Source organism: Caulobacter segnis (genome assembly GCF_003243465.1).
Classification (GTDB): Bacteria; Pseudomonadota; Alphaproteobacteria; order Caulobacterales; family Caulobacteraceae; genus Caulobacter; species Caulobacter segnis_A.
This window is the reverse complement of the sequence record NZ_QFQZ01000009.1, coordinates 61,285-75,856: the sequence shown is the minus strand read 5'-3', so window position 1 is coordinate 75,856 and position 14,572 is coordinate 61,285. Positions and strand designations below refer to the sequence as shown.

15 protein-coding genes are annotated in these 14,572 nt (G+C 67.3%); 10 read left to right on the top strand and 5 right to left on the bottom strand.

Annotation, left to right across the window (positions count from 1 at the left end):
• Window positions 1-316: alpha/beta fold hydrolase (locus DI526_RS05020; RefSeq protein ID WP_304274854.1), on the bottom strand; the 316-nt coding region annotated here is incomplete at its 3' end.
• Window positions 317-499: 183 nt separating this feature from the next.
• Here DI526_RS05020 and DI526_RS05015 point away from each other — a divergent pair.
• Both DI526_RS05015 and DI526_RS05010 read left to right on the top strand, forming a co-directional pair.
• The gene (locus tag DI526_RS05015) at window positions 500-2,101 is read left to right on the top strand and encodes an FAD-binding oxidoreductase (RefSeq protein WP_304274851.1); all 1,602 of its coding nucleotides are present in this window, start codon (window positions 500-502) and stop codon (window positions 2,099-2,101) included.
• On the top strand, window positions 2,098-3,111 hold the full coding sequence (locus tag DI526_RS05010) for a zinc-binding dehydrogenase (RefSeq protein ID WP_304274848.1): 1,014 nt from the start codon (window positions 2,098-2,100) through the stop codon (window positions 3,109-3,111). Before DI526_RS05015 ends, DI526_RS05010 begins: the two co-directional genes overlap by 4 nt.
• Here the strand turns inward: DI526_RS05010 and DI526_RS05005 are convergent.
• From DI526_RS05005 to DI526_RS04995, 3 genes are read right to left on the bottom strand one after another with little or no spacing between them, the layout of a single operon-like run.
• On the bottom strand, window positions 3,108-3,944 hold the full coding sequence (locus tag DI526_RS05005) for an alpha/beta fold hydrolase (protein ID WP_304274846.1): 837 nt from the start codon (window positions 3,942-3,944) through the stop codon (window positions 3,108-3,110). The genes DI526_RS05010 and DI526_RS05005 overlap by 4 nt on opposite strands.
• Window positions 3,945-3,957: 13 nt before the next feature.
• Complete coding sequence (locus DI526_RS05000) at window positions 3,958-4,680, bottom strand: acyl-CoA thioesterase (protein WP_304274844.1); 723 nt, start codon at window positions 4,678-4,680, stop codon at window positions 3,958-3,960.
• Window positions 4,677-5,618 (bottom strand): hydroxymethylglutaryl-CoA lyase, encoded by a 942-nt coding sequence (locus DI526_RS04995; protein ID WP_304274841.1) that lies wholly within the window; start codon window positions 5,616-5,618, stop codon window positions 4,677-4,679. Before DI526_RS04995 ends, DI526_RS05000 begins: the two co-directional genes overlap by 4 nt.
• A gap of 102 nt (window positions 5,619-5,720) precedes the next feature.
• Here DI526_RS04995 and DI526_RS04990 point away from each other — a divergent pair, with 102 nt between their 5' ends.
• The 7 genes from DI526_RS04990 to DI526_RS04960 all read left to right on the top strand — a co-directional run bounded on the left by DI526_RS04990 (window position 5,721) and on the right by DI526_RS04960 (window position 12,885).
• Window positions 5,721-6,836 (top strand): CaiB/BaiF CoA-transferase family protein, encoded by a 1,116-nt coding sequence (locus DI526_RS04990; protein WP_304274839.1) that lies wholly within the window; start codon window positions 5,721-5,723, stop codon window positions 6,834-6,836.
• A complete protein-coding gene (locus tag DI526_RS04985) occupies window positions 6,833-8,242 on the top strand; it encodes a 3-isopropylmalate dehydratase large subunit (RefSeq protein WP_304274837.1) in 1,410 nt (469 codons plus the stop codon). The genes DI526_RS04990 and DI526_RS04985 overlap by 4 nt, the downstream gene beginning before the upstream one ends.
• A gap of 1 nt (window position 8,243) precedes the next feature.
• A complete protein-coding gene (gene leuD / locus DI526_RS04980; protein ID WP_304274835.1) occupies window positions 8,244-8,864 on the top strand; it encodes a 3-isopropylmalate dehydratase small subunit in 621 nt (206 codons plus the stop codon).
• 22 nt (window positions 8,865-8,886) lie between these two features.
• Entirely contained in the window at window positions 8,887-9,840 is a 954-nt protein-coding gene (locus tag DI526_RS04975; RefSeq protein WP_304274832.1) for a polysaccharide deacetylase family protein, read from the top strand.
• Window positions 9,837-10,760 carry a polysaccharide deacetylase family protein gene (locus tag DI526_RS04970; RefSeq protein ID WP_304274829.1) on the top strand — a complete coding sequence of 308 codons (924 nt, stop codon included), beginning with the start codon at window positions 9,837-9,839 and terminating at the stop codon, window positions 10,758-10,760. The genes DI526_RS04975 and DI526_RS04970 overlap by 4 nt, the downstream gene beginning before the upstream one ends.
• A 27-nt stretch (window positions 10,761-10,787) precedes the next feature.
• Complete coding sequence (locus tag DI526_RS04965) at window positions 10,788-11,495, top strand: isochorismatase family protein (RefSeq protein ID WP_304274827.1); 708 nt, start codon at window positions 10,788-10,790, stop codon at window positions 11,493-11,495.
• A 112-nt stretch (window positions 11,496-11,607) separates the two neighbouring features.
• Entirely contained in the window at window positions 11,608-12,885 is a 1,278-nt protein-coding gene (locus DI526_RS04960) for an MFS transporter (protein WP_304274824.1), read from the top strand.
• A gap of 64 nt (window positions 12,886-12,949) precedes the next feature.
• On the opposite strand, the gene DI526_RS04955 is transcribed toward DI526_RS04960, so the two are convergent.
• Window positions 12,950-13,276 (bottom strand): cytochrome c family protein, encoded by a 327-nt coding sequence (locus tag DI526_RS04955; protein WP_304274821.1) that lies wholly within the window; start codon window positions 13,274-13,276, stop codon window positions 12,950-12,952.
• Window positions 13,277-13,671: 395 nt separating this feature from the next.
• Between DI526_RS04955 and DI526_RS04950 the strand changes: the two genes are divergently transcribed.
• The gene (locus tag DI526_RS04950; RefSeq protein WP_304274818.1) at window positions 13,672-14,463 is read left to right on the top strand and encodes an enoyl-CoA hydratase-related protein; all 792 of its coding nucleotides are present in this window, start codon (window positions 13,672-13,674) and stop codon (window positions 14,461-14,463) included.
• Window positions 14,464-14,572: the final 109 nt, after the last annotated feature.

Sequence of the window (14,572 nt, the reverse complement as noted above, 5' to 3'; positions counted from 1 at the left end):
ACTCGTCGGGAGCGCCGACAGGAATGGACAGGCCATCCAGCACCGCCAGCGCCACGCGCTCGGGATAACGCGCGGCGAACTCCAGCAGGATCTTGGAGCTCGTATGGAAGCCATAGAACACCGCTCGGGACACGCCTAAGGCGTCCAAAGTCTCGGCGAGCGCCTCTGCGAAGTCCGCAATCGTCGGCTCTCCCACTAGGGGCGCGGAGTCTCCGTAGCCCGGCGTGTCGAGAGCGATCACTTCCCGCCGATCGCCGAACGCCTCCAAAAGCGACGCGTGCAGGCTGGAGGAGCGCGGCGAGTCGTGCAGCAGCACCAAGGTCGGCCCGGCGCCCGCGGTGCGATAGTGGACATCTCTGCCCCCCACGCAAACAAAGCCACGCCTTATGGTCACCAGAGACGACTCCGTCGGATTTGAGCGCGAGACCGCTTGCGCTCGCTTCGCGGACAGATGTTATATGGTTATATCATTAGTGCAATCGCCGCTCGGAGACATCCCATGGACGCAGTCCTGCCTGACGCCGACACCCAAAGCCAGGTCCTCGCCGAGCTGAAGCAGATCGTCGGCGTCGACCGGGTCGCCGGCGACGAGGCGCGGCGCAAGCTGTTCAGCCAGGACATCTACAAGGTCTCCGACGACGTGGTCGTCGCCGTGGTCTCGCCCGAGGACACCGACCAGTTGGCGCGAGTCGTCAGCGTCGCCGCGCGCCATGACCTGCATGTCGCCCCACGTGGCGCCGGGATGAGCTACACGGCCGGCTATGTACCGACCTCGCCGCGTACGCTGTCGATCGACACCAGCCGCATGGACAAGGTGCTGAAGGTCAACGCCGAGGACATGACGGTGACGGTCCAGGCCGGCTGCACTTGGAAGACGCTGCATGACACCCTGACCCCGCTGGGCCTGCGCACGCCTTTCTGGGGACCGCTGTCGGGCCTGACCTCCACCGTCGGCGGCGGCCTATCGCAGCTGAACGCCTTCTTCGGCGCCAGCCTCTACGGCACGACCAGCGAGAGCGTGGTGTCCGTGACCGTGGTCACCGGGACCGGCGAGATCCTGCGCACGGGGCTTCAGCGCCCTGACGGAACCGAGGCTCACTGGCGCCACTACGGGCCGGACCTGACGGGCCTGTTCGCCGGCGACTGCGGCGCCCTGGGCGTCAAGGCCGAGATCACCCTGCGCCTGATGCAGGCTCCAGCGCACGAAGCCTACGCCTCCTTCGCCTTCGAGACCGGCGCGCAGATGCTGGACGCGATGAACACCATCACCCGCGCCGGCCTCGCCTCTGAACTCTGCGGGTTTGATCCTGGCCTGACGCGCGTTCGGATGAAACGCGCCTCGCTCGCCGCCGACGTCTCGGCGCTGAAGAACGTGGTCTCCAAGCAGAAGTCCCTGTTCGCCGGCGTCAAGGAAGCCGCCAAGATCGCCCTGGCCGGCCGCTCGTTCATCGAGGAGGACACCTATCCTCTGCACGTGATCTGCGAGGGTCGCTCGAAGGCCGCCGTCGACGCCGACATGGCCGAGGTGCGCGCGATCATCGCCCGCTTCGCCGGCGGCGAGATCGAGAACACGATCCCCAAGGTCATCCGCGCCATGCCGTTCACGCCGCTGAACAGCATCCTGGGTCCCGAGGGCGAGCGCTGGGTGCCGGTCCACGGCGTCCTGCCGCTGTCGCGGGCCAAGGACGCCTTCGCCGCCCTCAACCAGGTGTTCGCCGACATGGCGCCGCAGTTCGAGAAGCACGGCGTCTACAACGGCTTCCTGTTCTGCACGCTGTCGACCAACGCCTGCATCATCGAGCCGACCTTCTATTGGCCCGACGCCCGCCAGGCGATCCACGAGGCCACCATCGAGCCGGGGCACCTGGCCAAGCTGCCCGCCCTGCCTGCGGACGCCGACGCGGCCGCGGTGGTGATCGAGGCCCGCAAGCGCGTGATCGCGGTGTTCCAGGCGCACGGCGCCGGCCACTTCCAGATCGGCCGCACCTATCCCTACAAGGACAGCCGCGACCCGGCCGCCTGGCGCCTGCTCCAGACGATCAAGGCCGAGGTCGATCCGGACGGCCGCCTGAACCCCGGCGTTCTGGGTCTGGGCGCATGAGCGAGACCTATCGCGCGCTGCGCCTCGAACGTTTCGCCAAGACCCTCCGCGAGGCCGCCGACATCGTCGCGCTGCCGATCGCCGAGCCCGGTCCGGGCGAGGTTCGGGTCGTCAATCACTGGTGCGGGGTCAACGGGCTGTTCGACGTCCAGATCGCCCGCGACGCAGTGTCCTACGTCAAGCTGAAGCCGCCGATCGTCATGGGCGTCGAGGCCGCTGGGATCGTCGAAGCCGTCGGCCCTGGTGTCGAGGACTTGAAAATCGGCGACGCCGTGGCCAGCAACCGCTTCGGCGGCGGCTACCGCGAACGCAATATCGGGCCGGCCGAATCCTTCGTGCAACTGCCGGCCTGCACGGCCGAGATGCTGACCCTGGCCTCGACAGGCGTGTCGGCGCACGTCGCCATGCATGTGATCGGACAGATCCAGCCTGGCGAGACCGTCGCCATCTCGGCGGCGGCCGGCGGCCTGGGCCACATCCTGGTCCAGCTGGCCAAGCTGCGGGGCTGCAAGGTGATCGCCATCTGCGGCGGCGAACGCAAGGTCGCGTTCGTGAAGTCGCTGGGCGCGGACGTCGTGATCGACTACCGCGCCGAGTCTATCGCCGAGGTGCTGAACCGCGACTTCAGCGATGCTCTGAACCTAGCGATCGACACGGTCGGCGGCGAGGTCTTCGACGCCTTCCTCGACAATCTGGCCCCGCATGGACGTCTGGTCGTCGCCGGCGTCGCCCAGGACATGGACGCTGGTCCCGAGCTGGTCACCGCCCCGCGCGTCGCTCACAAGCTCTACTACAAGGCCGCTTCGATCCGCGGCTTCATGAACGGCCTACTGACCGCGCACTGGCCCGCCGCGCGCGCGGAGCTGCTGGAGCTCTACGCTCAGGGCAAGATCACGGTGCGGATCGACGACTCCAAGTTCGAGGGCGTCGAGAGCGTCTATGACGCTGTCGACTGGCTGACCTCTGGCCGCTCAATGGGCAAGGTCGTCGCGCGCCTTAAGCGGGACTAGTCAGTCGCGAGAAAAGCCTCGATCACGGCGGCGGGATCTGATCCCCAGGGGTCCCCGCCGTCGCTGGCCAAAGCGACGTATTTGGCGTTCGGAAGCAGATCGGCCGCGGCGCGGGTATGCGGTAGAAGCGGATCGTTTGGACGCGCCAAGGCCAGCACCGGGTGGCCGATCATCGGAAGTCGCTCCGCGCCCGGGTAGCGGAACGCCGCGCCGTAAGCCAGGTGGTAGGTCTCAGCCGCCTTCAAAACCTCGACAAGCCATCTGTGCAACGCCTCCGGCGGCGGCAGGGTCCCGCCGTGCAGGTGGGTCGCGGTCCGGCCATACCAGGGCCAGTAGACCAGCTGGTCCCGCAGGAACATGAAGGCGGTCTGCAGGTAGGCGCCGTTGAGGTCGGGCGTCAGACTGGGCGTGTACCGCGCCAGGTACTCGTCTCGCTCCTCGGGCGAGAACAGGCCAAAGCCGTCCAGCACGATCTTGCCCACGCGCTCGGGCGCCAGCAGCGCCGTCTCGGCGGCGATCGCCGCGCCCGTGTGCGAGCCGTAGAGATCGACCGTCTCCAGCTCCATCGCATCCAGAAGCTCGATCAGCGCGCCCGCATAGTCAGCCATCTCCGGCTGAGCTACGGACAGGACCGGACTGTCGCCGTGCCCCGGCGTGTCGGGTGCGATCACGCGGCGGGTCTTCGCCAGCTGGCGCGCCAGCGGCGCCAGCTGGGCCGAGGCGCCCGGCGAGGCGTGCAGCATCACCAGCGGCGGCCCCTCCCCGCCCTGGCGCAGGTGAACCTGCCGCCCTGGAAGATCGACAAAGGCGCGCTTCAGAAGGTCGACCTGCACCACGCCATCTCCCCTAGAGAACCCGCATCCGAAACGCGCCGTCGGCCGATCGGCGGCGAAGACCGCTGATGGCGTTCTCGGCCCACAGCTCGACGCTGACCGTCGCGCCGACGCCAGGCTCGATATCGAACGCCCGCGCCGTCAGCTCGACAATATCGCCGCCATCAATCGGCGCCTGGAAGTTCACCGCCTGGGAGGCGGCCATCATCACCGGCGCGCGCAGGGCCCTCGTCGAAGCGACGAACGCCGCCTTGCCCATCATCGCCAGGGCTTCGCCGCCGAACAACGTGCCGTAGTGGTTCGTGCGGTCGGGAAAGACCATCTCGATCATCCGAAGCGCGCCGTCTTCCGGCTCGGAGGGAGGCTCAAGAGCGGGCATCTCTCGTAAGGGCGCGTCATCGGCCGGCACGGCGACCATGTTGAAGACCCCGCGCGTGCATTCGCGCCGTTCGCCGGTCAGCAGGTTCTCGGCGCTCAGCACCGCCTCGACGCCGATCGAGCGCCGGCCCACGCGAATGACGCGCCCCTCGGCCTCGACGATCTCGCCGAGCCGCGCGGGCGCGCCGAAGTCGATCCGCTCGCAAGAGGCGGTGACGAAGGCCATGCGGGCGTGGCGGGTCGCCGCGACGAAGGCGACCTTGTCGAGGTGCGACAGCCCCGTCCCGCCGAACAGTGTGCCGTGGTGATTGGTGTCGGTCGGAAAGACGATATCGACCAGACGGCTGGCGACGCTCATTCTGCGGCGAGCGTGGCGGGATGGAAGCCAAGCGGCAGGCCCGCATCCGGCGTGAACCCGTAAAGCGGCTCGCCCGGCAAGGCGGCCCGCAGGATCTCGCGCACCTTCAGAAGCGCCGGTAGGTCGATCCCGGTCGACAGCCCCATCGCCTCCAGCATGAACACGAGGTCCTCGGTGACGATGTTGCCGCTGGCCCCCGGCGCGAACGGGCAACCGCCCAGGCCGCCGAGCGAGGCGTCGAGCGTCGTCAAGCCGCAGTCCAGCGCGGCCAAGGCGTTCGCCAGCCCGAGGCCCCGCGTGTTGTGCAGGTGGATGCCCGTCAGAACCGCCTCGCCGAACGCGCCATGCACCAGGCGGATCAGGCGACGGACCTCGGCGGGGTTGGCGTAGCCGGTGGTGTCCGAAAGGCCGACCTCATGACAACCCGCTTTCAGAAGCCCCTCGGCCAGACGCAGGATCTGGGCGTCCGGGATCACGCCCTCCAGCGTGCAGCCAAACACCGTCGACAGGCTACCCTCGAACTTCGGACGCGATTCGACGGGTTGGGCGGCGATCAGGTCGGCGATGGCCTTGGCCTCATCCAGGACCTGGTCGTGCGTGCGCTTGATATTGCGCAGGCTGTGCGTCTCGCTGACCGAGAGCGGCAGGGTCATCTTGTGCGCGCCGGCCTCGATCGCAGCCTGGGCGCCGCGCAGGTTCGGCACCAGCACGGCCACGACGAGGCCAGGCAGCGTTCGGGCGAAGGCGACGACCTCAGCGGTGTCGGCCAGCTGCGGCAGCACCTTGGCCGGCACGAAGGAGCCGACTTCGATCTCGCGGACGCCAGCCTGGTATTCCGCCTCGATCCAGGCCTTCTTGGCCTCCAGCGGCATGATGGCGCTGATGCTTTGCAGCCCGTCGCGCGGACCGACCTCACTGACCAGGATGGAGGGTTCCAACGGCTTCCCCTGAAAACGCCAAAACGACAATTGATATATTTATAGATCATATTGTAGGTTTCAGCCAACGCCCTTGCGAACAAGGGGCGACAGGAGTTGCGCATGTCGGCGAGCGGTCCCCTCTCGGGCCTGAAGGTGGTCGAGTTCACCCACATGGTGATGGGCCCGACCATGGGCCTGATCCTGGCCGATCTCGGCGCGGACGTAACGCGCGTTGAGCCGATCGGCGGCGATCCCACGCGCCGCCTGGTGGGATCCGGGTCGGGCTATTTCCCGATGTACAACCGCAACAAAAAGGCGGTTTTCCTGAACCTGAAGGACGCTGACGATCTGGCCAAGGCCCGCGCCATGACGCTGGAGGCCGATGTCGTCCTGGAGAACTTCCGTCCCGGTGCGCTGGAGCGCCTGGGTCTTTCCTACGAGGCGCTGTCGAAGGACAATCCGCGGCTGATCTACTGCTCAGCGAAGGGCTTCCTGGCCGGTCCCTACGAGAACCGGACAGCCCTCGATGAAGTGGCCCAGATGATGGGCGGCCTAGCCTATATGACCGGTCCTCCTGGCCGACCGCTGCGGGCGGGCGCGTCTGTGATCGACGTCACCGGCGGCATGTTCGGCGTGATCGGCGTGCTGGCGGCGTTGGCCGAGCGCGAGAAGACCGGCCGCGGCCAGGCCGTGAAGTGCTCGCTGTTCGAGACCACCGCCTTCCTGGTCGGCCAGCACATGGCCCAGAAGGCGGTCACCGGCAAGGCGGCCAACCCGATGCCGGCCCGCATCTCGGCCTGGGCGATCTATGACGTCTTCGAAACCGGCGACGACCAGCAGATCTTCGTCGGCGTGGTCAGCGACAGCCAGTGGAAGACCTTCCGCGAGGCCTTCGACCTCGGCGAGATCGGCGCCGACGAGAGCCTGGCGGCCAACAACGCCCGCGTCGCGGCGCGAGACCGAATTCTTCCGGTGGTGCGCGAGGCCTTCAAATCGTTCAGCCTGGCCGAGCTGGCGGCGAAGCTTGAGGTCATCGGCCTGCCATTCGCCCCGATCACCCGGCCCGAAGACCTGTTCGAGGATCCGCACCTGCTTGCCGCGGGCGGCCTGGTGGAGGTGGGCCTCCCCAACGGCGAGCGCACCCTGCTGCCCGCCCTGCCCCTCGAGATGAACGGCCAGCGCATGGGAGTCTATCTGGACCCGGCCAAGGTCGAGCCCGAGAGCGTCGCCGGATGACCGGCAGAAGCCTGTTCGAGAAGATCTGGGACGCCCACGCCGTCCAATCGCTTGCACGAGACGCGGCGCTGATCTTGATCGACCGCGTCCTGCTGCACGAACGCACCGGCGGCGTCGCGCTAAAAAGCCTGAAGGCCAGCGGCCGAGCCATCGCCGCTCCTGGCCAAGCCTTCGTGACCATGGATCACGTGGTCGACACCCTGCCCGGCCGCACCGACAAGACCCTGATGCCAACCGGCACGGCGTTCATCATCGAGACCCGCAACGCCGCTCGCGAGGCGGGCCTGACGGTGTTCGACATCGGCGACGAGCGGCAAGGCATCGTCCACGTGATCTCGCCGGAGCAGGCGCTCGTCCTGCCCGGCGCCACCCTCGTCTGTCCGGACAGCCACACCTGCACCCAAGGCGCCATGGGAGCCCTGGCCTGGGGCATCGGCTCGACCGAGGCCGAGCACGCCCTGGCCACCCAGACCCTGCGGATCAAGAAGCCGCTTTCCATGCGGATCACGATCGACGGCGTCCTGGCGGTCGGCGTAACGGCCAAGGACCTGGCGCTCCACGTCGTGGCCCAGCTGTCGTCGTCCGGCGCCAAGGGCTGCATCGTCGAATACGCTGGCTCGGCGGTCGAGGCCCTGTCGTTGGAGGAGCGGCTGACCCTCTGCAACATGGCGACCGAGCTGGCCGCGTTCAGCGCCATCATCGCCCCGGACGACAAGGTCTTCGATTACCTCGCCGGCCGCCCCTACGCCCCGAAAGGCGAGCATTGGGCGCAGGCTCTGGAGAGCTGGCGGGCCCTGCGAAGCGATCCGGACGCGGTGTTCGACGTCGAGGCGCGCATCGACGCGACCGAGGTCTCGCCGATGGTCACCTGGGGCTCCAGCCCGCAGCAGGGCGCGCCGCTCGACGCCGAGGTCCCGGCCTACGAAAGCGTCGCCGCCCGCGACAGCCGCGAGGCCTATGACCGAGCGCTGGACTACATGGACCTCAAGCCCGGCCAGCCGTTGCTGGGCCTGCCGATCCAGGGCGCCTTCATCGGCTCCTGCACCAACAGCCGCATCTCCGACCTGCGCCGCGCCGCCGCCATCCTGAAGGGCCGAAAGGTCGCAGACGGCGTGCGCGCCATCTGCGTGCCCGGATCCAGCCAGGTGAAGAAGCAGGCCGAGATCGAGGGTCTGGACCGCATCTTCCTCGACGCCGGCTTCGAGTGGCGCGAGTCCGGCTGCTCGATGTGCTTCTTCGTCGGCGGCGAAAGCTTCGGCGAGCGCGAGCGCGTGGTCACCTCGACCAATCGCAATTTCGAGAGCCGCCAGGGGCCGGGCGCCCGCTCGCACCTGGCCTCGCCAGAGACCGTCGCGGCCTCGGCCATCGCCGGCGCCATCGCCGATCCCCGACCGCTGAGCCGCTGACATGGAACCGCTGACCAAGCTGACCGGCGTCGCCGCCCCGCTGATCCGGGCCAACATCGACACCGACGCGATCATCCCCTCGCGCGAGATGAAGGGCGTCTCGAAGACGGGCCTTGCCGAAGGCCTGTTCGCCGGCTGGCGCTACACCAGCGTTGGCGGCCGTGAAACCAATCCGGACTTCGTCCTCAACGATCCGGCCTATGCGGGCGTCCGCTTCCTGCTGGGCGGCGAGAACTTCGGCTGCGGCTCGAGCCGGGAGCACGCGGCCTGGGCCCTGGCGGAGTATGGCTTTCGAGGCGTGTTGGCGCCGTCGTTCAACCCGATCTTCTTCAACAACTGCATCCGCAACGGCATCGCCCCGATCACTGTCCCCGCCGACGTGATCGCCGCGCTGGCGGAAGAGGTTCAAGTCGATCCCCAAGGCCGTCGCCTGACCCTGGACATGGACACGCTGACGATCAGCGCGCCGTCGGGCCTGACGGCGCCGTTTCCGCTGGCGCCGGAAGCTCAGGAAATGCTCCGCCAAGGGCTGGACGAGATCGATCTGACCCTGACCGCTCGCGAGGCGATCAACGCTTTCCGCGAAGCAGACAAGACACGGCGTCCCTGGATCTATGCGTAACCCTCGGTAAGGCGGCTCGGCCATGCATTCCACCCCGAACCTCTACGACTACTGGCCCTACAGGGACCGCCCCAAGATTGTATGGCCGGAGGGCAAGAAGCTCGCCTTCTGGATCGCGCCGAACATCGAGTTCTACGAGTTCGACCCGCCCAAGAACCCCTCGCGCGGCGGCTGGCCCAAGCCCGCGCCGGATGTGGTCGGCTACTCGCAGCGCGACTGGGGCAACCGGGTCGGCCACTGGCGGCTGATGGAGATGATGGACCGCTACGACATGCGCGGCTCGATCTCGCTGTCGACAGCCCTGATCGACCACCATCCCGAGATCATCGAGGCCTGCGTCGCGCGGAACTGGGAGTTCTTCTCGCACGGCATCTACAACACCCGCTATTCGTACGGCATGAACGAGGCGCAAGAGCGCGCGGTGATCGAGGACTCGATCCGCTCGATCCAATCGGCGACCGGCCAGCGGATCCGGGGCTATCTGGCGCCCGCCCTCACCCACACCGAGCGCACCTTCGAGCTCCTGGGCGAGTACGACTTCTGGTACACCTGCGATCTCTTCCAGGACGACCAGCCCCAGCCGATCAAGACCCGCCAGGGCCAGGTGATCTCGATGCCCTACTCGCTCGAGGTCAATGACGTGATCACCTACGGCCAGCAGGGCATGGACCCGTGGCGCTACGCCGACGTGCTCAAGCGCCACTTCGACCAGCTGCTGGCTGAGGGCGAGGAGAGCGGGACGGTGATGTGCATTCCGCTGCACGCGTATCTCGTCGGCCAGCCCCACCGGATCGGCCCGTTCGAGGCGGCGCTCAAGCACATCGCCGCCCACGCCGACGACGTCTGGATCACCACCGCGGCCGAAATCGCCGGCTACTACCGGCAGACCTATTGGGATCAGACGCTGAACGACATCCAAGGCCGTGGCCTCGCCACGGGCGGCTTCGGCTTCGCGCACCAGGAGGACAAGGCATGAGCCTCCCCGACGACTACCTCATCTATCCCAAGCGCCAGTACGGCATGGACCAGACGCTGTACGCGTGGCGTCCGTCGGACGAACGCGCGCCCATCGCCTGGCCGGAAGGCAAGGCGGTCGCCGCGATGATCGTCGTGCCGATCGAGCACCATATGCTGAATCCGGCCGGCAAGCCGTTCAAGCACCCAGGCGCCATGGTGACGCCCTATCCGGACCTGCGCCACTTCACGACCCGCGACTATGGCAACCGAGTGGGCGTGTTTCGGATACTGACGGCTCTGAAGGCAGCCGGCGCCAGGGCGACCTTCCCGATCAATGCGGTGTTGCTCGACAAGGTCCGGCCGCTGGTCGACGCCATCCTGGAAGACGGTCACGAGATCGCCGCCTATGGCGTCGACACCGACCACATCCATTGGGGCGGGCTTGAACGCGAAACCGAAGCGGCTTGGATCGACGAGACCCGGACTCTGTTCGCGCGGGCCGGCCTAACGCCGCGCGTTTGGATGAGCCCCGCGCGCCAGCAGTCGTTCTCGACCCTTGAACTCCTGGCCCGGGCCGGCTTCGAGACCTGCCTGGACTGGGAGCAGGACTCCGTTCCCGTTCGCATGACCACGCCAGGCGGCGAGATCATCGCCGCGCCGCTGTCCAACGAACTGGACGACCGCCTGCTGCTGGCCGACCGCAAGCAGGACGAGGTCGTGTGGAGTCGCCAGATCCTGGAGGCGATCGCCTGGAGCAAGACGGAAACGTCGCGCTTTGGCGGACAGGTCTTGGGCTTCACCCTTACCCCCTACGTCTCAGGCCAACCGTTCCGCGCGGCGGCCGTGGCGGAGCTACTCAAGGCGGTCGCGTCGGACAACGCGGTCTGGACCGCCACCGCCTCCCAGATCGTCGACGCCTGGGCCAGCAACCATACCTGATCCCATTACCTGCTTCCGGAGGTCGCCATGACCACAGAGCTGAAATTCGAACCGACCATGGTTCGCGAGAACAAGACCGCCCGCGAGCTTTATGAGGCGGTCAAGGCCAATCCGGCTCGCGCCCGCTTCGGGTTCGGCGAGAAGCTGGCCATCGTCAATATCGACTTCCAGCAGGCCTATACGCGACCCGACCTGTTCCCGAAGTCGGCCTATGTGACCCATCCGGACCAGATCGCCTTCACCAACCAGATCTCGCGACTGGCGCGCGGCGCGGGCATGCCGGTGGTCTGGACGCGGGTCGCCTACAAGGAAGACGGCGGCGACGCCGGCGTCTGGGGCACGCGCACCGACACGCCCGACAGCCTGCAGAACATCAAGTACGACAGCCCGCGCCACCAGTTCGATCCACGCGTCGAGATCGATGAGCATGCGGACCTCGTCTTCACCAAGCGCATGCCCAGCGCGTTCTTCGAGAGCCAGCTGCAGAGCTACCTCGTCTGGCACAAGGTCGACACCGTGGTGATCACCGGCGGATCTACCTCTGGCTGCGTACGGGCGACCGGCGTGGAATCGCTGTCGCGCGGCTACCGCACGATCGTCCCGGAGGAGTGCGTGGCCGACAAGCACGAGAGCTATCACTACGCCAACCTCACGGACCTCCAGCTGAAGTACGCCGACGTCGTCGAGGTGGCCGAGGTCATCGCCTGGCTGGAGGCGCGTCAGTTAGGCGCCTGACGCCTGAATATCGGGCGTCTTAGGTCGGCAGGGCTTCAGCCTTGCGTCCGGACGTGAGACCCCGCAAAAATGATATAAAATTATGCCTTTCAATCAGGGAGGGGCGCAGCGTATGACGCGTCAGGACAACGAATTCGCCAAGGGTTGGCCCTACGTGCTGTGCGCCCTGCTGGGCGTCGGCATGGGCCTCGGCCCCGTCCCCTTCTACACGATCGGGATGGTGGCCCCGCACCTGGCGAAGACCTTCGGATGGTCGTTCTCGGAGATCATGCTGGGCCTGCCGGTCATGACCTTCGGCGCCCTGCTGGCGGGTCCCGTGATCGGGATTCTCGCCGACCGGTTCGGCGTGCGTCGCGTGGCCCTGATTTCGGTCGCGATCTTCAGCCTGTCCTACATGGCCTTTGGTCTGTCGAACGGCTCCCTGCCCCTCTACCTCCTGACCTGGACGGTGATGGCCATCGGCGGCGCGGGCACCTTGCCGATGACCTGGACACGGCCGATCAGCGCTCACTTCCGGCGCCAGCGCGGCCTGGCCCTGGGCTTCGCCCTGCTGGGCACCGGCCTGTTCGGCTTCCTGATCAAGCCGTTCGCCGCCTGGCTGATCGCCGAGCATGGCTGGCGCTCGACCTACTTCGTGATCGGCGCCCTGCCGCTGCTGATTACCCTGCCGGTCGCCTGGAAGTTCTTCCATGACGCCAAGCCCGACGCCGCCGACGCGCCGGAGGCGGCGAAGGCCGCGGCCGAAGGGCTGACGCTGAAGGAAGCCCTGAAGACCTGGCGCTTCTGGGCGATCTGGCTGGCCTTCGTGCCGATCGCCTTCGCCACGTCCGGACCGATCCCGAACATGGAGAACCTGCTGAAGGCCAACGGCTTCGATATGGGTCAGATCGTCAGCCTGGCGCCGCTGATCGGCCTGTCGGTGATTGTCGGGCGCCTGCTGGGCGGCTGGCTGATCGACCATTTCTGGGCGCCCGGCGTCGCCATGGCGCTGCTCAGCGTGTCGGCGCTGGGCTGTGTCGCCCTCACCCAACCCGGCGCCAGCTACGCCCACGCCGTGTTCTCCATCTCCATGATCGGCTTCGCCGCCGGCATGGAGTACGACCTGCTGGCCTATCTGACCGCCCGCTATTTCGGCCTGCGCGGCTATGCCTCGATCTATGGCGCGTTGTACGGCGCCTACGCCCTGGGCGCGGGGATCGCGCCGGTGGCCTATGGCGCGGTGTTCGACAAGACGGGCGGCTACGGGGCGGCGCTGATGCTTTCGGCCGTCCTGCTGGTGGTGGGCGCGCTGATTCTGCTGACGCTGGGGCGCTATCGCCGCGAGGCGGGGCCGGAGGTGTCCGTGGCGGAAGACGTCGCCAGAAGCGCGGACCATGCGCCGGCGTCCTGACAGGGGCCATGAAAAAGGGCGGCGTCCCGAGGACGCCGCCCTTCATGCCCCGAGAGGCAAGCCTCTACTTCAAGGTCTTCAGATAGGCGATGAGGTCCGCCCGGCGCTTCGGGTCCGGGACGCCGGCGAAAGCCATCGACGTTCCAGCGGCGAACTTGGTCGGACGGGTCAGCCATTGGTCAAGCTTGGCGTCGTCCCACTTGCCCGGGGTTCCGCTGAGGGCCTTGGAATAGTGGTCATAGCCGGGCCGACCGCCGATCTTGGCGCCATAGACGCCCAGCAGGCTGGGTCCCATGCGCGACGGCGCCTTGGCGTCGACGGTGTGGCAAGCCTGGCACTGGATGAAGGCCTTCTTGCCGGCCTGGGCGTCGCCGCCGGAGGCTTGGGCCATGGCGGACGCGGGAAGAGAAACAGCGCCGCAAGCGGCGAGGAACATCAGGACCGATTTCATCGAATTCGCACTCGTAACGCTAACGCCGTCCTAGACGGGCTCGTGGCTTGTTTCGGCATGGGGCGTCGCGACAAGACCGCACACGGCGACGGTCGCGAAGCCGAGAATGATGAACTCCAAGAACGACTTGAACACAATCGGCCTCTTCGATCGGAGCAGATGATTTCGAAGTATGACCGCACAGCGACCCGGCACCACGCGCGGCGGGGCAAAAGTCGCCAGGCGGATAAAGCCGCTCACCCCCGACTTCAAAGCTTGTTCGAAGGGCGCTTCACAGGCCCCGCCCGTGTAAAAAAGCGCCAGTTTGGCTTTCCCGGACAACCGAGCCCAGGACGATGATCGAAACTTTCGCCGACGGCGCGCTGACGCTGAACATCCGCGAGCGGCACGCGGTCCTGACGCTCAACCAGCCGGGCCGCAAGAACGCGGTGAGCCAGGCGATGTGGCGCGCCCTGCCCGACGCCCTGGCGGCCGTCGAGCGTTCGCCGGCCAAGGTGCTGGTCGTGACCGGGGCGGACGGCGTCTTTTCCGCGGGCGCCGATATCAGCGAATTCGAACGTGTCTGGGCGGACGCCGAGAGCGCCGCGAGCTATGCCGAGATCATCGCCAAGGCGGTCAACGCCCTGGCCGTGTTCCCCAAGCCGACTCTCGCCGCAATCCAGGGCCCGTGCGTCGGCGGCGGCATGGCGCTAGCGCTGGCGTGCGATCTGCGTCTCGCCGACAGCACTGCCCGCTTTGGGATCACGCCGGCCAAGCTCGGGCTCGTCTATTCGTTGGAAGACACCAAGCGGCTCGTGGACGCCGTGGGCCCCGCCCACGCCAAGGACATCCTGTTCACCGGGCGGATCCTGAAGGCCGATGACGCGCGGGACATGGGGCTTCTGAACGCGGTGATCGCGCCCGACGCCTTCGAGGCGGCGATCGACGCCAAGATCGACGAGATCGCGGCCGCCTCGCAATGGAGCACGCGCGGGATCAAGGCCATGGTCGAGCTGATCCTGGCCGGGCAAGCCCGAGACGACGCCCGCACCCGCGCGGCGTTTCTCGAGGCCACGCAGGCCGCCGACTTCCAGGAGGGCCGCGCGGCGTTCCTGGAAAAGCGCAAACCCAACTTCCCTTTCCGCTAGAGCCTTTAGCCTGAAATCGGAATCGATTTCAGGCGCTTAAAAGGCTCTAAATCAAAGACTTAGAGCGTGAGGTCAGCCGAAGCCGGTTCCCACTTTCGGCCTCACGCTC

Bases quoted from the DNA above. Each gene is read 5' to 3' on its own strand.
- DI526_RS05015 (WP_304274851.1), top strand. From the start codon at position 500: ATGGACGCAGTCCTGCCTGACGCCGACACCCAAAGCCAGGTCCTCGCC.
- DI526_RS05010 (WP_304274848.1), top strand. From the start codon at position 2,098: ATGAGCGAGACCTATCGCGCGCTGCGCCTCGAACGTTTCGCCAAGACC.
- DI526_RS05000 (WP_304274844.1), bottom strand. From the start codon at position 4,680: ATGAGCGTCGCCAGCCGTCTGGTCGATATCGTCTTTCCGACCGACACC.
- DI526_RS04990 (WP_304274839.1), top strand. From the start codon at position 5,721: ATGTCGGCGAGCGGTCCCCTCTCGGGCCTGAAGGTGGTCGAGTTCACC.
- DI526_RS04985 (WP_304274837.1), top strand. From the start codon at position 6,833: ATGACCGGCAGAAGCCTGTTCGAGAAGATCTGGGACGCCCACGCCGTC.
- leuD (WP_304274835.1), top strand. From the start codon at position 8,244: ATGGAACCGCTGACCAAGCTGACCGGCGTCGCCGCCCCGCTGATCCGG.
- DI526_RS04975 (WP_304274832.1), top strand. From the start codon at position 8,887: ATGCATTCCACCCCGAACCTCTACGACTACTGGCCCTACAGGGACCGC.
- DI526_RS04970 (WP_304274829.1), top strand. From the start codon at position 9,837: ATGAGCCTCCCCGACGACTACCTCATCTATCCCAAGCGCCAGTACGGC.
- DI526_RS04965 (WP_304274827.1), top strand. From the start codon at position 10,788: ATGACCACAGAGCTGAAATTCGAACCGACCATGGTTCGCGAGAACAAG.
- DI526_RS04960 (WP_304274824.1), top strand. From the start codon at position 11,608: ATGACGCGTCAGGACAACGAATTCGCCAAGGGTTGGCCCTACGTGCTG.
- DI526_RS04955 (WP_304274821.1), bottom strand. From the start codon at position 13,276: ATGGCCCAAGCCTCCGGCGGCGACGCCCAGGCCGGCAAGAAGGCCTTC.
- DI526_RS04950 (WP_304274818.1), top strand. From the start codon at position 13,672: ATGATCGAAACTTTCGCCGACGGCGCGCTGACGCTGAACATCCGCGAG.